General features: G+C 44.7%; 16 protein-coding genes. 5 read left to right on the forward strand and 11 right to left on the reverse strand.

The genetic code is table 11. The annotated features are described in order from the left end of the window. The first annotated feature begins 15 nt into the window (after window positions 1-15). Window positions 16-1,674 (forward strand): M1 family metallopeptidase, encoded by a 1,659-nt coding sequence (locus VRU48_RS12170; protein ID WP_330108186.1) that lies wholly within the window; start codon window positions 16-18, stop codon window positions 1,672-1,674. A 123-nt stretch (window positions 1,675-1,797) separates the two neighbouring features. Here the strand turns inward: VRU48_RS12170 and VRU48_RS12175 are convergent, their stop codons facing one another. Next, window positions 1,798-2,019 (reverse strand): bacteriocin-like protein, encoded by a 222-nt coding sequence (locus tag VRU48_RS12175; protein WP_330108187.1) that lies wholly within the window; start codon window positions 2,017-2,019, stop codon window positions 1,798-1,800. A 450-nt stretch (window positions 2,020-2,469) separates the two neighbouring features. Between VRU48_RS12175 and VRU48_RS12180 the strand changes: the two genes are divergently transcribed. Then, window positions 2,470-3,204 (forward strand): head GIN domain-containing protein, encoded by a 735-nt coding sequence (locus tag VRU48_RS12180; RefSeq protein ID WP_330108188.1) that lies wholly within the window; start codon window positions 2,470-2,472, stop codon window positions 3,202-3,204. A 98-nt stretch (window positions 3,205-3,302) separates the two neighbouring features. Here the strand turns inward: VRU48_RS12180 and VRU48_RS12185 are convergent, their stop codons facing one another. Continuing rightward, on the reverse strand, window positions 3,303-4,193 hold the full coding sequence (locus VRU48_RS12185) for a hypothetical protein (protein WP_330108189.1): 891 nt from the start codon (window positions 4,191-4,193) through the stop codon (window positions 3,303-3,305). 228 nt (window positions 4,194-4,421) lie between these two features. Here VRU48_RS12185 and map point away from each other — a divergent pair, with 228 nt between their 5' ends. After that, a complete protein-coding gene (gene map / locus VRU48_RS12190) occupies window positions 4,422-5,186 on the forward strand; it encodes a type I methionyl aminopeptidase (protein ID WP_330108190.1) in 765 nt (254 codons plus the stop codon). A gap of 370 nt (window positions 5,187-5,556) precedes the next feature. Here the strand turns inward: map and VRU48_RS12195 are convergent, their stop codons facing one another. The 4 genes from VRU48_RS12195 to VRU48_RS12210 form a co-directional block, all read right to left on the reverse strand. Further along, on the reverse strand, window positions 5,557-6,249 hold the full coding sequence (locus tag VRU48_RS12195; RefSeq protein WP_330108191.1) for a DUF2490 domain-containing protein: 693 nt from the start codon (window positions 6,247-6,249) through the stop codon (window positions 5,557-5,559). A 128-nt stretch (window positions 6,250-6,377) separates the two neighbouring features. Then, window positions 6,378-7,610 carry a 2-oxoglutarate dehydrogenase complex dihydrolipoyllysine-residue succinyltransferase gene (odhB, locus tag VRU48_RS12200; protein WP_330108192.1) on the reverse strand — a complete coding sequence of 411 codons (1,233 nt, stop codon included), beginning with the start codon at window positions 7,608-7,610 and terminating at the stop codon, window positions 6,378-6,380. Window positions 7,611-7,764: 154 nt separating this feature from the next. Next, window positions 7,765-10,560, reverse strand: coding sequence for a 2-oxoglutarate dehydrogenase E1 component (locus VRU48_RS12205; RefSeq protein ID WP_330108193.1), 2,796 nt, complete (start codon window positions 10,558-10,560; stop codon window positions 7,765-7,767). 110 nt (window positions 10,561-10,670) lie between these two features. Next, window positions 10,671-11,957 (reverse strand): DASH family cryptochrome, encoded by a 1,287-nt coding sequence (locus VRU48_RS12210; RefSeq protein WP_330108194.1) that lies wholly within the window; start codon window positions 11,955-11,957, stop codon window positions 10,671-10,673. A gap of 287 nt (window positions 11,958-12,244) precedes the next feature. On the opposite strand from VRU48_RS12210, the gene VRU48_RS12215 reads away from it, so the two are divergent. Then, complete coding sequence (locus tag VRU48_RS12215) at window positions 12,245-13,156, forward strand: TIGR01777 family oxidoreductase (protein WP_330108195.1); 912 nt, start codon at window positions 12,245-12,247, stop codon at window positions 13,154-13,156. A 29-nt stretch (window positions 13,157-13,185) separates the two neighbouring features. Then, entirely contained in the window at window positions 13,186-14,499 is a 1,314-nt protein-coding gene (locus tag VRU48_RS12220) for a cryptochrome/photolyase family protein (protein ID WP_330108196.1), read from the forward strand. 15 nt (window positions 14,500-14,514) lie between these two features. Here VRU48_RS12220 and VRU48_RS12225 read toward each other — a convergent pair whose 3' ends face one another. The 5 genes from VRU48_RS12225 to VRU48_RS12245 all read right to left on the reverse strand — a co-directional run bounded on the left by VRU48_RS12225 (window position 14,515) and on the right by VRU48_RS12245 (window position 19,570). After that, complete coding sequence (locus VRU48_RS12225) at window positions 14,515-15,387, reverse strand: FKBP-type peptidyl-prolyl cis-trans isomerase (RefSeq protein WP_330108197.1); 873 nt, start codon at window positions 15,385-15,387, stop codon at window positions 14,515-14,517. An 8-nt stretch (window positions 15,388-15,395) separates the two neighbouring features. After that, the gene (locus tag VRU48_RS12230) at window positions 15,396-15,866 is read right to left on the reverse strand and encodes an FKBP-type peptidyl-prolyl cis-trans isomerase (protein WP_330108198.1); all 471 of its coding nucleotides are present in this window, start codon (window positions 15,864-15,866) and stop codon (window positions 15,396-15,398) included. Between the two features lie 196 nt (window positions 15,867-16,062). Then, window positions 16,063-17,841: an acyl-CoA dehydrogenase FadE gene (locus tag VRU48_RS12235; RefSeq protein ID WP_330108199.1), complete on the reverse strand. Its 1,779-nt coding sequence runs from the start codon at window positions 17,839-17,841 to the stop codon at window positions 16,063-16,065. Between the two features lie 117 nt (window positions 17,842-17,958). Continuing rightward, entirely contained in the window at window positions 17,959-19,137 is a 1,179-nt protein-coding gene (locus tag VRU48_RS12240) for an acetyl-CoA C-acyltransferase (protein WP_330108200.1), read from the reverse strand. Between the two features lie 67 nt (window positions 19,138-19,204). Beyond that, window positions 19,205-19,570 (reverse strand): four helix bundle protein, encoded by a 366-nt coding sequence (locus tag VRU48_RS12245; RefSeq protein ID WP_330108201.1) that lies wholly within the window; start codon window positions 19,568-19,570, stop codon window positions 19,205-19,207. Window positions 19,571-19,736 lie beyond the last annotated feature (166 nt).

Consider the following 19,736-nt stretch of genomic DNA (forward strand, 5'->3'; position numbering starts at 1 on the left):
TCAATCTATACCAAAATGAAGCGAATACTTTCATCGGCACTGGCCTTGTTGCTTTTCGGCACCGTGGCAAATGCCCAATTAATGGTCAATAAAAAAGAGTATACCCGAGCCGATACGCTAAGGGGCATGCTTACTCCCTTGCGTACTTGTTACGATATCAACTACTATCACCTCGATGTGAAAATCAACTTGGATCAAAAATCAGTAAGCGGCAGCAACGAATTTGCCTTTACCGCTACGCAGGATTTTAACAAGTTGCAGTTCGACCTTTTCGAAAACCTCAAAATAGACAAGATCGTTTATAACGGTGCCGAACTTCCCTACACCCGCGAGTTTGGGGCAGTATTTGTGACCTTCCCCAAAACCATCAAAAAAGGAAGCAAAGACCGCTTTACTGTTTTTTACAACGGCAATCCGAGAATAGCTCGTACTCCGCCTTGGGATGGCGGCTTCATCTTCAAAAAAGACAAAGCTGGCAATCCTTTTGTTTCGGTAGCCTGTCAAGGTTTGGGCGCCAGCGTTTGGTGGCCTAACAAAGACCATCAGAGCGACGAGGTAGACAGCATGCTGATCAGCATTTCCGTACCAAAAGATTTGGACGAAATCTCGAACGGCCGTTTACGCAGCGTGGTTGACCAGCCCGACGGCTACAGGCAGCACAACTGGTTTGTGGCCAACCCCATCAACAACTACAACGTAACTTTTTACATTGGCAAATATGCCCACTGGACCGATACCTACAATGGCGAAAAAGGCCCATTAAGCATCGATTATTGGTCGCTTAAAGAAGATAGTGCCGTTGCGCGCCCCCATTGGGATGCCGACGTAAAGCCGATGCTCGAATCGTTCGAACATTGGTTTGGTCCTTATCCGTGGTACAAAGACGGCTACAAACTGGTTCAGGCACCACACTTGGGCATGGAACACCAAAGCGCCGTAGCTTATGGCAATCAATTTAAAAAAGGCTATTTGGGAAACGACCTTTCTAGAACTGGCTATGGCCTGAAATGGGATTACATCACTGTACACGAAAGTGGCCACGAATGGTTTGCCAACAACATTACCACCAAAGACATTGCCGATATGTGGGTGCATGAGGGCTTTACCAGCTATTCGGAGGTACTGTTTACCGAATCTACCCAAGGCAAAAAAGCCGGCGACGCTTATGCCATCGGCTTGCGCAGAGGCATCCAAAACGACAGACCCATTATTGGCCCCTACAACGTAAACAAAGAAGGCAGTGGCGATATGTACCCTAAAGGTGCCAGCTTGATCCACACCATCCGCCAAGTAATCAATAACGACGAAAAATTCAGGTCGATTTTGAGAGGCTTAAATTCAACTTTTTACCACAAAACCGTAACCACTGCTGATGTAGAGAATTACATCAGCAAACAAAGCGGTTTGAAGCTGGGCAAGGTTTTTGACCAGTACCTCAGGTATACCAACATTCCCGTATTGGAATACAAAATCAACAATGGCGTTTTGTCATACCGCTGGATTACCGATGTAAAAGGATTTGATATGCCGGTAAAAGTTTCGCTAAAAGCCGACGATTATACTTTTATCTATCCAACCAACGATTGGAAAACCACAAAAATAGACAGTTCGGTAAATATGGATACCTTTAAAGCCGAACCTAACTTTTATGTAAAAGTGAAAAAAGCGGAATAACGGATTGAATGCCTATTTGTTCACTTTTGCTCATCACTGTTTTGGGCCACCCGTGATGTATTATAGGCAAATAGTTTTCTTTGATGTTTTTATGTCAAAGAAAACTATTATTGATTTACGCGACTATGAAGGGTCTATAGGATTAAAAGTCTCACACGCAAGCCAACCTGGAGAGCATCTCCCAGCCTCCGTTACAGATGGATCGTCTTTGTAATATGCACCTGTACCTTCGATTTTACCAGTATCTTGACTCCAACAATAGCAATAGTAATGATATTCGGGTGGCAATACACCACCTGTCACATTTTTCAATTGTTCTCGGCTTAGTTTTTGATAATTTTCCATAATCCTTTATTTAATAGTTTAATGACACTCTAATTTAAAATTAAAATATTAAAAAACAACAATTTAACTATCCTTAGCAACGTATAAAGAAACGCTATTTTTTATAATTATCCAGAGAAACTGACTAACTAACTCCAATCAAAAATTCAAGTAAATCAACCAACGATTGGAAAACCACCAAAATAGACAGTTCGGTAAATATGGATGCCTTTAAAGCCGAACCTAATTTTTATGTAAAAGTGAAAAAGGGCGAATAATTAGCCTGCCAAAATTAAAGAAGCCAATCTGTTAACGCAGGTTGGCTTTTTTTACGACTTGAGTTACCCGCATTTCCAACAAGCCAACCTTCCAATAAGCCAATAATAGGGTAAGTTGAGCTAATTTTTTCTCCAGACCATGCAACTTTTCAAAAAAGTTCCACGTCTTATCAATAAACAAACCTAATCACACATGAAAAAATTATTCGTTTCCTTAAGCTTCATGGCAGTCGTGGCCTGCTTGAGCCTGCAGCCGGTTTTGGCGCATATCTACCCTATTGTTATCGGTTACAAAGCCAAAAAACAGGGAGAGGTAAAAGATTATAATGGCGTTGCTGCCGGTGGCCCTATCGATGTGATCATCCAATTGGGCGACAGCGAAGGCGTTAGATTTGAAGGCGATGCCGATGCCATTGCCGCCTTGATTGTTGAAGTTAAAAACAATGTACTGACCATCAGGCCAGAAAACAGCTGGAACAATTGGTCAAGAAAATACGACAACAGAAAAGTAACGGCTTATGTAAGAGCCAAGAACCTAAAAAGCCTAACCATGTCTGGTTCGGGCAAGATGAGTGTTAACGGCACCATCAAAGGCGCATCTTTGTCGTCGGTTTTAAGCGGATCGGGCAGTATTAGTGCCAGTGCCCAAGTCAACAAGTTTAGTGGTGTAATCAGTGGTTCGGGTTCGCTCAACTTTACCGGTAGCGCCGATGATGCCAGCATCGTGGTCAGCGGTTCGGGGTCGTTTAGCAGAAAAGGCTTTTCGGTTGGTTCATTATCTACAACAATTAGCGGATCGGGCAATGTTAGCGTCAATGCCGAAAAAGAAATCAATGCCGTAATCAGCGGTTCGGGCAGCGTAAACTATTCGGGCGATCCCTCGGTACAAAAAAGAGTATCAGGCTCTGGACGAGTAAGAAAAATATAAGACGCTTTTAACACACATCACAAAAGCAAAAGCTCCTTTGGGAAATACCAAAGGAGCTTTTTTATGACCTATCGTTAAAATAGATTAGAGGCTGTTTCTTAAAATTGATAGCCCAACACTGTTAAATTCTCGGCATACCTGATGGTTTGACTGGCTCGGTCTATGTCGTTCCTTCCGGTAGTATGAATACGCGAAAGGTCGGTAAAGCCCACTTTGGTGGTATTTTGCAGGTAAAATCCTTTGGTAATGTAAAACTTGATACCCGCCTTGGCCGAAATGCCATAGCCGGCAATGTTCCAAAAGTTGTTTTTGCCTACGCCGAACAAACGCACATCGCTTCTTGGAATCATCATGCCCACGCCTAAACCGGTTTCAAAGGTTAACGAAGTTTCTCTCGATGGTGCCACCCAAAGGTCGTCATAACGCTCAATTTCGGTACTGATATAGTTAAAGCCATCGGTATGCTCAAAGGTTAGCATATTGTCTTTTACATTCAACGGTGTGTTGTTATAGGTACCCGCATAAGCACCGGTAGGAATGGCCGGATTAGAAATGGTCGAATTGATATAACCGTCAACATTTACCGTTTGCGGAATATCCATTACATATTTCATGTGATCCCAACCGATAGAAATACTGTAGTTATCCTTGATAAAATAGCCAAAGCGGAAGTTAAATTGTGGCGTGGTAATCAAAGTTGGATCTAAATATTCTAGCGACAAACGTTTAGGACGATCGTGCGCCTTCACGTCTTTCAGCGTAAAATCGTAACCCGGACCTTTAAAATGGATATTGCTCTCATCATACCATGAGAAGTTATAGCCCCAATGGAAAAACCAGTTGCCTTTGCGGGAAAAGTTTCTTTTGATCTCGTTAGCGAAAATGCTTTTGCCAATTTTGGCTACGGGAGCAGGTTGCGGTATAATCTCTTGTGCGCTTATTTTTCTTCCGAAAAACAAGGTTATTAATAAAATGGATAATCTTTTCATTGTGTGCAGTGCTATGGCAGCACTAATTTGTTTTTAAGACGGGCCAAAAATACATAATGAAATCCTCCAAAAACCCCTATAAAATACTGAAAACATGTTTTTTACATTAAGATGTTAAAACATGTATTATGGTGTCGAACTACCGTCATCTTTTGGGTTTTACATTTTTTTGCGCTTTTTCATTTGTCTAATCCGCTAAATTTGTATTACATTAAAATGTACTAAGCCATGTCGATTACCACCGATGACGAATTATTAGGGATGAAAAAAGTAAGTGAAGCTGTGGCACTTACCCTCAAAGAAATGCGCAATTATGCTAAACCCGGCATGAGCACCTTGCATTTAGACGAATTCGGTGGCCAGATTTTGCAAAAAATGGGCGCTAAATCGGCCCCTTTCCTTACCTATGGCTTTCCGGGCTTTACCTGCATCAGCGTGAACAACGAAGTGGCCCACGGCATTCCAAGCGCGAAAAAGATTCTGCAGGAAGGAGATCTGGTCAACATCGATGTTTCGGCAGAGCTGAATGGATTTTGGTCAGACAATGGTGGCTCTTTTGTACTTGGTCATGATATTCATGGCCACCAGCATTTGGTAAATGCCTCTAAGCAAATTTTAAGCAAGGCCATCGCCAACATTAAAGGTGGCTTGAAGATAGCCGATTTAGGTTTTCTGATCGAAACCGAAGCTAAAAAATCAGGCTATACCGTCATCAAGAACCTAACGGGGCACGGCATTGGCCGAAGCCTGCACGAATCGCCCAGCGAGATTGCCAATTTTAGGGATCGTTATAACCTGAACCGTTTCAAGAAAAACAGCGTAGTAGCTGTCGAAACCTTTATCTCTACCCAATCAACCATAGCTAATACCTTAGCCGATGGCTGGACCTTGGTAGGCAACAAAGGCGGCTATGTAGCCCAGCACGAACACACCATTATCGTAACCGATTCGAAGCCCATCATCTTAACGGAGATGAACGAGATTTGGAGCTAGGTGGATAGTCTGTGTACCTTGTATCTCTCGCTGGCGGGAGAATTAAAGAGGGTGGAAAAAGACAACATCCTATGTTTTAGCCTCATCGCCCGCTTGATATAGTTCTTTTGTGCAAACAAAAGGACCAAAAATTGCCGCCTGCGCCCAGCGCTACAACGTAACTACTTAGGCAAATTAGTGTCTTCCGCACTGGACAAGGTCGGACTTTAGCAAACGAAAGCATGTGTTGCTAACGCACCCTATTACCAATACTTTGACAATTAACAAAGAAGAGCACCCTATATCTTCCACTAGCAGGAGAATCAAAAAGGGTGGAAAACCTAATTACCACCCCCTGCCCCGCCAACGGGGATAAGATTTAATACTAGGTCTAAAACCTCGTATACAAAGCCAGTTGCACTACGTTGTTCATTATCGTATTGTTCACGGCTTTTTGGGTTTGGTTCAAATAGCCCACCTCTGCATCGAACTTTTTCGAAAAACGATAGCCAACAGCCAAATAAGCACGGTTCTGATCAAAGAAACTGCCATTCAACTTGTCTTTGTTTTGCAGGTTAAAGAAAATTTCATTTTGCAAAGCCACAAAAGCGCCTTTGCTAAAACCACCTTCCTGCTTTTGCAAAGGCTGGATAAACCTGAAGAAATAGCGGAAGCGTTGCGAAAAGGTATCGTCGGGGCCATTGGTTTCGATAAAGCGTTGCTCCAGCCTGAAACGGTGCATGGCAAAAACCGAACTGATTTTATGGGTCAAGATATATTGCTCCCAAATGCGGTGCTCTAGCAACGTATTCACTTTATTACCGGTCGTAATCAGGGCATATCCTGCGGTGACGTTATTGTTGCTGTTGATGTAATAAGTAAGCCCGGGCCTGAACAATGTGTTTCTTACATAAGCCCAATCATCGGCTGAACGAACCTGGATATCGAGTGCCAAACCCCATTTGCTATTAAATTTGGTCGAATTAAACAGGGCGAACCAGCCCGTGTTTTGCTGTACGGTTTGTGCCGACAACTGGCTAAAGCCTAAAGCGCTCAACAGCGCAACGAATAATAGTTTTTTCATTTGTGTATTTGTTTTCCGGTGTAAAAACCGATTGCTTCGCCCCCCTTATTGAGCTCGGCAATCGTAGTGTATTTTCATAAAAAAGCCCTAATGCAATGCATTAAGGCTTTTTAAAATCTATAGATCGGCTATACGCCTAATAACAATCTTGCTGGATCTTCTAACAGCTGCTTAACGCGAACCAAGAAACCTACCGACTCGCGACCATCGATGATACGGTGGTCGTAAGAAAGTGCGATGTACATCATCGGACGGATCACCACTTCCTTGTTTTCGGCAATAGGACGCTCAATGATGTTGTGCATGCCTAAAATGGCCGATTGTGGCGCGTTGATGATTGGTGTAGACATCATCGAACCGAAAACACCGCCGTTGGTAATGGTAAAAGTACCACCAGTCATTTCTTCGATGCTCAATTTGCTGTCTCTTGCCTTGGTAGCCAATTCGATTACGGTTTTCTCGATTTGTGCCAAGCTCATGCTTTCTGCATTTCTGATGATCGGCACCACTAAACCTTTTGGTGCAGATACGGCAATCGAAACGTCAACAAAATCGTTGAACACAATCTCTTCGCCTTCAATACGTGCATTTACTGCTGGAAAATCTTTCGCTGCCTCGCAAACCGCTTTGGTAAAGAAACTCATGAAGCCCAAGCCAACACCATGTTTTTCTTTAAACTGGTCTTTGTATTTGGCCCTTAAGTCCATGATCGGTTTCATGTTTACCTCGTTAAAAGTAGTTAACATGGCCGTTTCGTTTTTAACAGCAACCAAACGCTTGGCTACGGTTTTGCGCAATGGCGACATTTTCTCTCTGCGCTCGTTTCTTGAACCTGCAACCTGAGGAGCAGGTGCCGTTACCGTAACCGTTGCTTGCTTAACAGGAGCTTTGCCAGCTTCTGCTTTATTGGCATCGTCTTTAGTGATACGGCCATCAACGCCGGTACCTTTAACCGATGCAGGGTCAATGCCTTTCTCGGCCAAGATTTTACCCGCAGCCGGAGATGGTGTTCCTGTAGCATAGCTCTCGCCCAATTTTTCGGCAACAGGCGCGCTTGCTTTTTCGGCAACCGGGGCTTCTGCTTTTGGTTCGCTTGCGGCAGGAGCTGGTTTTTCTGCCGGAGCGCCACCTTCTTCAATTGAACAAACTATGGCACCAATTGGCAAGGTATCGCCTTCGCTGGCTATGATTTTTAAAGTTCCCGCTTTTTCGGCAGTAAGCTCAAACGTGGCTTTATCCGATTCTAATTCGGCAATGATTTCGTCCATTTCAACAAAATCGCCATCGTTTTTAACCCAGCGTGATAAAACTACTTCTGTAATCGACTCGCCTACCGGCGGAACTTTGATTTCTAAACCCATGATATTTTTTTGTTTGGCGATTGGCGATTGGTGTTTAAGCGTTTGGTGAACGCCTTACGCCTGTCGCTAAGCGCTTGTCTATGTTTACTATTTTGTTTGGCGATTGGCGATTGGCGTTAAGCGCTGTTGAACGCCTCACGCTTGCCGCTAAGCGCTAGTCTATGTTTACTAATTTTTTTGAAGCCTTCGCTACGATTTCTTTTACTTTCTCGGTTACCGGAACGTCGAAGGTAGTAGAAACGATGTAGGCTTGTTGGTTGGCATGCTGTTTGGCATAGCCTGTAGCCGTACTGCTGCTTTCTTTTCTAGAAATTACATCAATATGGTTCAAGGCTGTTTTACGCAACCTGCGCAACAAATATGGCCAAGCGCCCATGTTTTCTGGCTCTTCTTGTACCCAGAATGCTTCTTTGGCATTCTTATAGCGTTTGTAAACGGCTTCCATTTGCTCAACCGGTGTTGGATAAAGCTGCTCTACGCGTACCAAAGCTACATCGCCTTTGCCGTTTGCTTTTTGAGCCTCCAACAAGTCGTAGTAGATTTTGCCACTGCAAAAAACCACACGTTTTACACCAGCTGGTTTTACGTTTTCATCGTCAATGACCTCTCTGAACTTGCCATTGGTAAAATCGGCCAACGGACTTACGCAAAGCGGATGGCGCAACAAGCTCTTAGGGCTGAATACCACCAACGGCTTACGGAAATCGCGTTTAAACTGACGGCGCAAAGCGTGGAAGAAGTTGGCTGGCGTAGTACAGTTGGTTACCTGCATGTTGTAATCGGCGCAAAGCTCCATAAAACGCTCAATACGTGCTGATGAGTGTTCTGGGCCTTGGCCTTCGTAGCCGTGCGGCAACAACATCACCAAACCATTTTCACGTTGCCATTTGGTTTCGGCACTGGCCACATATTGGTCAACCACAATCTGCGCACCGTTAAAGAAATCGCCAAACTGGGCTTCCCAAATGGTTAGGGCATTAGGGTTGGCCATGGCATAGCCATATTCAAAACCCAATACGCCATATTCAGACAAGTGTGAGTTATAGATGTCAAACTCGGCTTGCTGATCTGAAATGTTGGAAAGCGGTGTATATTCCTCTTCCGAATCTTCCAAGGTTAATACGGCATGACGGTGAGAGAAGGTTCCTCTTTTCACATCCTGACCACTTAAACGAACTCTTTTGCCTTCGGCCAACAAAGTACCGTAAGCCAATTGCTCGCCCATCGCCCAGTCGAAAACATGGGTAGTGGTCGCCATTTTTAAACGTTCTTCGAATAATTTCTCAATTTTTTTGAAGAATTTTTTATCCTTCGGCAAGGTAGAAATCCGCTTCGCTACTTCTAGCAAAGTGTTTTTCTTAACCGAAGTATCGGGCGACACATCGAAATCTTTCGCCGTAGCCAAACGCATATCGGCCCAAGCCCCGCCAAATTTTACATCGTGATAAGTAGAGGTGATTTCTTTGGCTTCGTTTAGGCGTTCTTGCAACAGGCCTTTAAATTCTTTTTCTAATTCTTTGGCCGCGCCAGCTTCCAAGGTGCCTTCCTTAATTAATTGAGCCACATAGATATCGCGTGGATTGGCGTGGTTCTCGATGGCTTTGTACAACAAGGGCTGGGTGAATTTAGGCTCATCGGCCTCGTTGTGGCCAAACCTGCGGTAGCACAAAATATCGATAAATACGTCGTTTCTGTATTTCTGACGGTACTCCATGGCCAGATTGATGGCATAAACCAACGCTTCTACATCGTCGCCATTCACGTGGAATACCGGCGAAAGGGTTACTTTGGCAATATCGGTACAGTAGGTACTTGAACGGGCATCTTTATAGTTGGTGGTAAAACCAATTTGGTTATTGATCACCAAGTGGATGGTTCCTCCGGTTTTGTAACCTTCTAGTCCTGCCATCTGGATCACTTCGTACACAATGCCTTGGCCTGCAACAGAAGCATCGCCGTGGATCAATATCGGGGCCAAGCGACTGTTATCGCCGGCATATTTGAAATCGATTTTGGAGCGCGACATTCCTTCTACCACACCATTTACGGTTTCCAAGTGCGAAGGATTTGGACACAAGCTCAAGTGAACGCTTTTGCCACTGTTGGTGTTTACGTCGGTCGAATAGCCCAAGTGGTATTTCACGTCGCCACCAAACGGCGAATCGGCGCTATAGCCTTTTCCTTCAAATTCGGCAAAAATATCTTTATAGGTTTTTTGCATGATATTGGCCAACACGTTCAAACGACCGCGGTGCGCCATACCAATTACAAACTCCTCGATGCCTAAATCGGCACCTTTTTCAATGACAGAATCCAAAGCCGGAATAAGTGCCTCCGCACCTTCTAGCGAGAAACGTTTTTGGCCCAGGAATTTGGTACCCAAGAAGTTCTCGAAAATAACCGCTTCGTTTAGTTTTTGAAGTACACGTTTTTTCTCGTCGATAGAAAGCTTTGGCGTATTGCGCTCGGTTTCCATCTTGGTTTCTATCCACTTCAGAATTTCTGGTGTACGTACATATTTGTATTCGGCACCGATAGAACGGCAATAAGTCTGCTCTAAAAAGGCCACGATATCGCTCAGCTTGGCCGGACCAATGCCCAACTCGATGCTAGAGTTGAAAACCGTGTCTAAATCTGCCGGAGTTAAGCCAAAGTTTTCGATGGCCAAGGTTGGCAGGTGCTTGCGTCTTTCCCTTACCGGATTAGTCTTGGTAAACAAGTGTCCACGCTGACGGTAGCCGTTAATGAGGTTTAAAACGCTGATTTCCTTTAAAAAATGTTCGGGGGTTTCGGCACTTACATTGGCGGCACCAGAGCCTCTTCCAAAATCAAAGCCTTCAAAAAATTTCTGCCAGCCAAATTCTACCGAATTCGGGTCTGCGATATAGCTCTGGTATAACGACTCGACATATTCGGCATTGGCGCCATTAAGATAAGATAGATTATCCATTGTGTATTTGTTACGATAAGTATTGCAAAATTAGGATTTTACCTGCTAATAATGACAATAAACTTAACAATAAAATCAAATAAAAAAGCTTTTTTGAGGCACTTGCCGGGCTAGGCCCTAACCGCCTGTACATAAGTACTTTTAGGATCAAAAGCCTTGAGTTGCTTTTCGAAGTCGAAACTGCCGGTAAGGCGCTGGTCGTTGCCCACGCCTGCCAGATTTGCCCAATTGCCCCAATTGCTGGCCGGACAATAGTCGATCAGCTTTTCTTCGAGGTAAGCGGCACCCATAACCCAATTCACCTTCAGTTCGTAAACCAGGTAGGTAGCCACCAATAAACGCGAGGCATTGTTGATGTAGCCAGTTTGGTTCAGTTCCTGCATGATGGCATCAACCAAGGGATGGCCGGTGCTGGCGGTTTTCCAGGAGTGCAGCAACTCGCTATCCGAAAGCGAAATTACCTGGGCATCTTTTTTAAATCCCTCTGGCTTAAAAAAGGTATTGCCATATTTCTTGAACATGAAACGGTAGTAATCGCGCCACAACAGCCCCAATACCACCTGATTGAAGTAAGGCTTTAAACCATAATTGGCTTCTGCTTCCTTCATTTTCCAATATACTTCCCTCGGCGAAAGGCAGCCTAGTGCCAACCAGGGCGAAAGCTTGGAAACCACTTCGTTCTTTTTGAGCGAGGCATTGGCCAGTGCCATGTCTTCGCCGGCATGCAAGAAATCGTACAGGTGCTTGAATGCTTCTTCTTCGCCACCTTTAAACTCCGCCTCCGGCAACAAATCCTGCAGGTCTTCGTGCAGTACCAGATCGCTTAACGCAGGCATGGCGCCCCAATTATCGAGCTGGGCAAATACGATGTGCTCCGGCGTTGGAAAACAGGGCTTTACCATGGCATCGCGCTCTGTTTTCTTTTTAAACTGCGTAAAAACATCGGGAATATCCTTGATCGGGAAAGGCAAATCTTCCTTGTTGTAAAGCGTATGGCCGATAAAATGTTTCAGGTTGATCCTGAGCTTCCACAACAGGTCTTCCACCGCAACCGAAACAGCTGTTTCTTCGCTGGCCACTTCCCTATGGTGATAAACTTCGGTAATATGGTGTTCGGCAACCAGTTGAGGCAACAATTCTTCGGGTTTTCCCTGCAAAATGAGGATATCGCCACCAAACTGTTGAAACGATTGGCGCAAGGCTTGTACGCTTTCCAGCAAAAAGCGGGCACGAATGGCACCGGTTTTGATGCTGTGGTAGCGCGTAGGTTCGAAATGGCGGGGGTCGAAACAGTAAACGGGCAGGATTTCTTCTGATTTGGCAATGGCCTCTACAAGCATTTCGTTGTCGTGCATGCGTAGATCATTCCTAAACCAAACCAAAATCTTTTTGCTCATATCCGTAGCCATTTTATATCGGTTTGCAAATTGCACAATTTATCGCAATTACCCGGCGAAACATCCTATTTTTTACATACCGATAACACTCTTTGGCCAAGTCCTAAGTAGCTAGTCCATAGTCATCAGTCTAAAGCCGGACATCGATCCAACAATTGGACAATCGAACAATTTAGCAATCGAGCAATTGGATAGTCAATCCTCAAATCAGTCAATCAGCTAATGAACCAAATATTGCTATCTTGGCATCCGAAAAACAAATCTCCGAAAAGCAAGGTTTAAAGGATATGGCAAAGAACATTTTGATTACCGGCGCTACTGGACTGGTGGGACGCAAATTGGTGCCGCTTTTGCTGCAACAGGGCCACCGCGTTTCCATACTTTCGAGAAAGCAGAGCGAGGTTAAAGGAGCCCAAGTTTTTCTTTGGGACGTGAAGCAAAAAACCATTGACTTGAATGCTTTTGAAGGCATCGACACCATTGTGCACCTGGCCGGAGCAGGTATTGCCGACAAAAAATGGACTGCCGAACACAAGCAGGAAGTGATAAACAGCCGGGTGCAATCGACCCAACTGCTTTACCAAAGTATCAAGGCCACCAATGCGCCTGTAAGCAGCTTCATTTCGGCATCGGCCATTGGCTATTATGGCGACAGGGGCGAAGAAATACTGACCGAAAACAGCGAACCGGGGACAGGCTTTCTGGCCGATTGCTGCGTACTTTGGGAAGATGCCGTAAATGAAGGCATAGCCCTGGGGCTTCGGGTAGTTAAAATAAGAGTTGGCCTGGTATTAAGCAGGGAAGATGGTGCACTAGCGGCCATGGAAAAACCCATCAGGTATTTTGTAGGCGCTCCACTGGGCAGCGGCAAGCAATGGATGCCCTGGATACACCTCGACGATATGGCCAACATCTTTACCAAAGCCATAAACGACAACGAAATGGTGGGCGCCTACAACGGCTGCTCGCCCGTACCGGTTACCAATAAGCTGTTTACCAAAAGTATAGCCCAACAATTGGGCCGACCGGTTTGGCCTATCCATGTACCTGCCTTTGTACTTAAGGCCATGCTGGGCGAAATGAGCATTATGCCTTTGATGAGCAGCAATACCTCTTCGCAAAAACTGCTGGATGCCGGCTATAAATTTGCCTACCTTAATTTGGATAGCGCTTTAAATGCAATTTATGCAACCAAATAACCTACAAGAACCATCACGATATTTAAACCATGACAACAGCAATTAGCATTTGCTGGTTAAGGAGAGATCTGCGCCTAGACGATCAGACGGCGCTGTACCATGCGCTGAAAAGTGGCTATCCGGTACTCTGCCTTTTCATCTTCGACCAGCAAATTCTTGAACAACTGCCCAACAAAGCCGATTCAAGGATCGATTTCATTCATCAGACTCTGGCTAAACTCAAAGCCAAACTGGAGCAAAAAGGTTCTTCTTTATTGGTTAAATATGGAAAAGTAGAGCAGGTTTGGCCCGAAATCATAAAAACGCATGCAGTAAAGGCTGTTTATACCAATACCGACTACGAGCCTTATGCCACGCAACGCGACAATGGCCTGGCCGAATACCTGCGCAGTGAAAACATCAATTTTTTCGGCTATAAAGACCAGGTTGTTTTCGAGAAATCGGAAGTGGTTAAGGCCGATGGAAAACCCTATACTGTTTTTACGCCTTACTACAAGCAATGGTTGCAAAAGCTCAATCCATTTTATTTGAAGCCCTACCCCACCCAAAAATATTTCGACAAATTAGCCAAAATTCCGCCATTGCCTTTTCCAACCTTATCGGCAATCGGATTTGAAGCAAGCGGTCAGGCATTTCCTTCCATCCACTTTGAAAACAAGCTGGCCGGTTACGACCAGAAGCGCGATTTTCCGGCTTTAGACGCCACCACGCACATTGGTCTGCACCTGCGTTTCGGCACATTGAGCATCAGGGCTGTTACACAGGAAGCATTGGCCCAAAAAGCGCACAAATGGCTCTCTGAATTAGCATGGCGCGAATTTTACATGATGATTTTATGGCATTTTCCGCATACGGCAAGCCATTCCTTTAAACCAGCTTACGACCATATCAAATGGCGCAATAACGAAACCGAATTTGAGGCTTGGTGTGCAGGCAAAACAGGCTATCCTTTGGTAGATGCCGGCATGCGCCAGCTCAACGAAACTGGTTTTATGCACAACCGCGTGCGCATGGTAGTGGCCAGCTTCTTATGCAAACACCTGCTGATAGACTGGCGCTGGGGCGAAGCCTATTTTGCCGAGAAGCTGTTAGATTACGATCAGGCAAGCAATGTGGGCGGCTGGCAATGGGCCTGTGGTTCGGGCAATGATGCCGCTCCTTATTTCAGGGTTTTTAATCCTGAGTTGCAGCTCCAAAAATTCGACCCTAAAATGGATTATGTGTACCGCTGGGCACCCGAATACCAATCGGCTTTGGCCCCTGCACCTCTTGTAGCGCACGAATTTGCCAGAGATCGTGCATTGAAGACCTACAAATTAGCCTTAAACGAAAAAGCCAGTTAAAAAACTGGCTTCCTATTAATTTGTTACTCCCGTAATCTCGATATCAAAATCGAGGGCAGCATTTGGCGGTACAATGTATGCCCCGGTAGTTTGGTTCCTGCTTCCCGTAGCTCCATAGGCTAAGTCAGAAGGTACAAAGAACCTGATCTTGGTGCCTTGCTTTAAGCCAACCAAGGTTTTTTGCCAACCCGGAATAAGCAAGTTCAGTTGCGATGTCAAACCATTATTCTGATCGAAAATGGTTCCATTCAGCAACCTGCCTGTATAATTAACGGTAATGGTTGAAGCCGTGCTTGAAATGGCATCGCCAGTACCTACAAAATTCATGATCGTATAAACCCTCGACGGATTTTTAACTGCAACCAAACCTTTTGAAGTTAGAAAATCATTAATGTTCTTATCATCGATATCTACCATACTTGCAGACGGCGAAACCGTAATCTCAGACAAGATGATTTCGTTAGAGGGAACCGTTGCAGTACCATTCTTCCCATAAGCCAAATAAGAAGGCAATATGACCCTTACTTTGCCACCTCGGTTAACACCGGTTAAGGCAATACGATACGCCTCTGGACTAAGGTAACCCAAATAAGTACCTTCGGTGCTATAGGTGGCTGTGTTATAATAACTTGTTCCGCTTAAAGATTTAATGGCCAAGCTGTAAAAAACAGAATCCTTGTTCAACAAAGGCGCACCACCACCTTGACTAAGTACCTGATAATAAAATCCGGATGGATCTTTGGTCATGGTAAGGTTATTCTGCTTGATATAGGCCTGAATTTTAGCCTCGTCAATACTTTGGATGGTTTCATATTCTTTTTTACAAGAATTGAACAGCAGCAAGAGGCCTAATAAAGCGATTGCCGGAAAGATAAGTTTTTTACGCATGAGCATATTTATTGTGCGCTGATTAAGTCGATGGTAAAGTCTAAAACCGCATTTTCGGGAATACCCGGACCTGGCGATTGGTTTTTATAGGCTAAGGTAGATGGCACGATCAATCTGATTCTGCCACCCTTTTGGATCAATGGAATACCGATTTGCCAGCCTTGGATCAATCTGCCCAAAACAAAAGTTGCTGCACTTGATGATTTGTCGAAAACATTTCCGTTCAGCAATCTTCCTTCGTAGTTAACCACTACTGCGGTCGAAGAGTTAAAGCTTACATCTCCGCTTCCTGGGGTAATGATCTGGTAATAGATTCCCGAGCTGTGTTTGACAGCTGCAATACCGTTTTTAGCTATAAAATCTGCAATGAGGCCATCGTCTATCTTTGCTTGTTTCTCTGCATTATAACTCTCTTTTTTACAAGAGGCAAAGGTCGCTACGATTAAAAAGAAACCTAAAAATAACCTGGTTTTAAACATAATTGCACAAAAATAAGCTTTTATTGCCTATGGCGCAATTTTTAACCAATTTTAACACTTCCTGAAGCAGACTAAAGGCCAAAGCGTAAAGACTAAAGCTAAAGTCAAGCAGTCAAAAGCCGAAGCGAAAAGAAAAAGACCAAAGCTTAGGACTTTGCCCAACTTTGGTCTTTTCGCTTTAGTCTTTAAGCTTTACCTAAAAACAGTACTTATTAGCTTCGATCAATTGCAAGGCTACGTTTTGACGAGCTTGTTTTACGTTAAATGGTTCCATTTTGGTAAACCTGCGCAAACCTACCAGCATCATGCGTAGTTCGTCGCCTTCGGCAAAAGCCCAAAGCGCTTCTTTACCTGCTTTTTGTACGCCGTCAACCGCTTCTACAAAATAGATGCGCATCATGTCCAGCTGACCCTTGCAGGCCTCTTCGCCACGCAGGCTAACCAGTTTTTCGGTTCTGAGCATCGCTGATTCTGCTACGTATACATAGCTGGCCATATCGGCAATGTTCATCAAGATTTCCTGTTCCTTTGAAAGGCTCATCATCAGCTTTTGCACCGCAGCGCCGGCCACCATCAAGGTTGCTTTTTTCAGGTTTTGGATAATTTTCTTCTCCGCTGCAAACAAGGTAGTGTCTTCTTCTCCAAAATCGGGGATCGACATCAACTCGTTGGCTACGGCAGTTGCAGGGGTCATCAGGTCTAATTCGCCCTTCATGGCCCTTTTCAGCATCATATCAACGGTTAACAGTCGGTTGATTTCGTTGGTGCCTTCGAAAATGCGGTTGATACGTGCATCGCGGTACGATCTGTCCATCGGCGCATCGGCCGAGAAGCCCATGCCACCATAAATCTGTACGCCTTCGTCGGTTACATAATCCAGCACCTCTGAACCCCATACTTTTAAAATGGCGCATTCTACCGCAAATTGTTCTGTCGATTTGAGTTTAGCTTTTCCCGCCTCCATACCACCAGCAACCAAAGCATCGTAGGCATCGTCTATGTTTTGTCCGGCTCTGTAGTTTGCCGATTCTACTGCATAGATTTTGGTAGCCATTTCGGCCAGTTTATAACGGATTGCTCCATATTTTGAGATAGGCCTGTCAAACTGGATACGCTCGTTGGCGTAGTTAACAGCCTGGCTTACCACTTCTTTCGACCCACCGATAGCAGCAGCTGCCAACTTGATACGGCCAATGTTCAGGATGTTTACAGCAATCTTAAAGCCATTTTCTCTTTCCGACAGCATGTTTTCTACCGGCACTGGGCAGTCGTTAAAGAATACCTGACGTGTTGATGAACCTTTGATACCCATTTTGTGTTCTTCAGGATTCATGGTCACGCCACCAAATTCTTTCTCTACAATAAATGCCGTCAGGTTTTTATCGTCGTCTATTTTGGCAAAAACGATGAAGATATCTGCAAAACCACCATTGGTGATCCACATTTTTTGTCCGTTGATGATATAGTGCTTGCCATCGGCCGATAATTTGGCTTTGGTTTTGCCCGAGTTGGCATCCGATCCCGAATTGGGTTCGGTTAAACAGTAAGAAGCTTTCCACTCGCCGGTTCCCAATTTGGGAATGTACTTGGCTTTTTGGGCTTCGTTGCCATAATAAAGAATAGGCAAGGTACCGATACCCGTGTGCGCCGATAAAGCCACGGCAAACGAGTGGCCTGCGCCACAAACATCGGCCACCAGCATCGACGTATTGAAGTTTTTCCCAAAACCGCCATATTCTTCCGGAATTGATACGCCCAAGATACCGAGCTCGCCAGCCTTATCCATCAGCGACGGCATGAGGCCTTCTTCCTGGCTATCGATCCTGTCTAATATGGGGTTAACTTCAGCTGCCAGAAAATCGCGACAGGTTTGCGCAATCATCTGTTGCTCTTCATCAAATTCCTCAGGAATAAATACATCCTGATACTTCGTTTCTGCAATCAGGAATTCACCGCCTTTTATTGTTTTTTCCATGTTAGTATTGTGTATCGGGTATAGCGTACTGCCACGATATGCCCATTGTTTACAAATGTTTTATGATTTCGTGCTTTGAGCTATCTTTCTCAATACGCACTACGCAATTCTATTTTCCTAAAGCAATTCAAAAATCCCCGCTGCGCCTTGGCCTGTGCCTACACACATGGTGACCATGCCATATTTTTTGTTTTGTCGTTTGAGTTCGTTGAATAGCTGCACCGAAAGCTTGGCACCTGTACAACCCAATGGATGGCCCAAGGCTATTGCGCCTCCGTTTACGTTTATTTTTTGCGGATCTAAGCCTAAGGTTCTGATAACCGCCAACGATTGCGAAGCAAAAGCCTCATTCAATTCGATCAGGTCGATATCATCTTGTTTCATACCCGCTTGTTTTAAAGCTTTCGGAATAGCTTCGATGGGACCAATACCCATAATTCGAGGCGGTACGCCAGCAATGCCATAACTTACCAAACGGGCAATCGGCGTTGCACCCAGTTCTTTCATTTTCTTTTCCGAAACCACCAATACAAAGGCCGCTCCATCAGAAGTTTGTGAAGAATTACCTGCAGTAATGCAACCATCGGCAGCAAAAACAGGTTTCAGTTTAGCCAAACGTTCAATAGTGGTATCGGCACGCGGGCCTTCATCGGTATCAACTACATAAGAACGGGTCTGTTTTTTCAGGTTGCCATCCAAATAGGTTTCGTTTACGGTAATGGGCAAGATGCCATCTTTGAGGTGACCATTTTTGATGGCTTCTACGGCTTTCAGGTGCGAACGATACGAGAACTCATCCTGATCTTCGCGACTTACCTGATACTCTTTGGCCACGGCTTCGGCGGTTAGGCCCATGCCCCAATACCAATCTGGATTATTTTTGGCAACTGTAGCATTAGGCACCAGTTTCCAGCCACCAAATGGCATACCCGACATGATTTCTACGCCACCGGCCACGATGCAATCGGCCATACCAGCCTTGATTTTTGCCACGGCCGTAGCAATGGTTTCTAAACCAGATGCGCAGTAGCGGTTAACGGTAACGCCAGGCACCTTATCGGTATCAAGGCCCATAAGGCTAATCATACGGGCAACGTTTAAGCCCTGCTCTGCTTCAGGCGTGGCATTGCCGACAATTACATCGTCTATTTCGGCCTTATCCAAATTAGGAACCGAGGCCACCAATGCCCTGATTACATCTGCCGCCAAATCATCAGCTCTTGTAAAGCGGAATACACCCCTCGGGGCCTTGCCCACGGCTGTTCTTAGTCCTGCTATTATGTATGCTTCTTGCATCTTATTTGATTTGAGACTTGAGATTTGAGATTTGAGGCCAGCTCAATCTAAAAATCAAATCGATTAATTATTTCTTTATTTTTTTATCCAACATTTGCTGGAAACCGTAAGTCATTTTTTGCAACTCATCAATTTGAGTGAGCAAGGGATCTAATGTTTCGATTGACAAGAAGTCAAGCCTATTGGCGATGATCAGCTGCGTCTGCAATTCGTAAGATGAACCATTGGCTATGCCTAAGAAATTATTAAATTCCTTGCTGGAATTTCTACCCGCTCCCTCAGCAATATTTGAAGAAACAGAAACTGCCGCCCTTCTTGATTGGCTTGTCAAACCAAATCTTTCATCAACAGGAAAATCGGCAGTAGCCTTGTAAACTTCTACTGCTAATTCGATGGACTTGTTCCAAATCTTTAATTCTTTTAAGTTATTCATAAGTGATTTTTTTGACTAACTTGTTTGCCCATTTTCCTCACATCTCACATCTCACATCTCACATCTCACATCTCACATCTCACATCTCACATCTCACATCTCACATCTCACATCTCACATCTCACATCTCACATCTCACATCTCACATCTCACATCTCACATCTCA

The sequence above is a fragment of the Pedobacter albus genome (assembly GCF_036324255.1).
Lineage (GTDB): Bacteria > Bacteroidota > Bacteroidia > Sphingobacteriales > Sphingobacteriaceae > Pedobacter > Pedobacter albus.

Bases quoted from the DNA above. Each gene is read 5' to 3' on its own strand.
- VRU48_RS12195 (WP_330108191.1), bottom strand. From the start codon at position 6,249: ATGAAAAAACTATTATTCGTTGCGCTGTTGAGCGCTTTAGGCTTTAGC.
- VRU48_RS12170 (WP_330108186.1), top strand. From the start codon at position 16: ATGAAGCGAATACTTTCATCGGCACTGGCCTTGTTGCTTTTCGGCACC.
- VRU48_RS12240 (WP_330108200.1), bottom strand. From the start codon at position 19,137: ATGCAAGAAGCATACATAATAGCAGGACTAAGAACAGCCGTGGGCAAG.
- VRU48_RS12175 (WP_330108187.1), bottom strand. From the start codon at position 2,019: ATGGAAAATTATCAAAAACTAAGCCGAGAACAATTGAAAAATGTGACA.
- VRU48_RS12225 (WP_330108197.1), bottom strand. From the start codon at position 15,387: ATGCGTAAAAAACTTATCTTTCCGGCAATCGCTTTATTAGGCCTCTTG.
- odhB (WP_330108192.1), bottom strand. From the start codon at position 7,610: ATGGGTTTAGAAATCAAAGTTCCGCCGGTAGGCGAGTCGATTACAGAA.
- VRU48_RS12215 (WP_330108195.1), top strand. From the start codon at position 12,245: ATGGCAAAGAACATTTTGATTACCGGCGCTACTGGACTGGTGGGACGC.
- VRU48_RS12205 (WP_330108193.1), bottom strand. From the start codon at position 10,560: ATGGATAATCTATCTTATCTTAATGGCGCCAATGCCGAATATGTCGAG.
- VRU48_RS12210 (WP_330108194.1), bottom strand. From the start codon at position 11,957: ATGAGCAAAAAGATTTTGGTTTGGTTTAGGAATGATCTACGCATGCAC.
- VRU48_RS12185 (WP_330108189.1), bottom strand. From the start codon at position 4,193: ATGAAAAGATTATCCATTTTATTAATAACCTTGTTTTTCGGAAGAAAA.
- map (WP_330108190.1), top strand. From the start codon at position 4,422: ATGTCGATTACCACCGATGACGAATTATTAGGGATGAAAAAAGTAAGT.
- VRU48_RS12235 (WP_330108199.1), bottom strand. From the start codon at position 17,841: ATGGAAAAAACAATAAAAGGCGGTGAATTCCTGATTGCAGAAACGAAG.
- VRU48_RS12245 (WP_330108201.1), bottom strand. From the start codon at position 19,570: ATGAATAACTTAAAAGAATTAAAGATTTGGAACAAGTCCATCGAATTA.
- VRU48_RS12180 (WP_330108188.1), top strand. From the start codon at position 2,470: ATGAAAAAATTATTCGTTTCCTTAAGCTTCATGGCAGTCGTGGCCTGC.
- VRU48_RS12220 (WP_330108196.1), top strand. From the start codon at position 13,186: ATGACAACAGCAATTAGCATTTGCTGGTTAAGGAGAGATCTGCGCCTA.
- VRU48_RS12230 (WP_330108198.1), bottom strand. From the start codon at position 15,866: ATGTTTAAAACCAGGTTATTTTTAGGTTTCTTTTTAATCGTAGCGACC.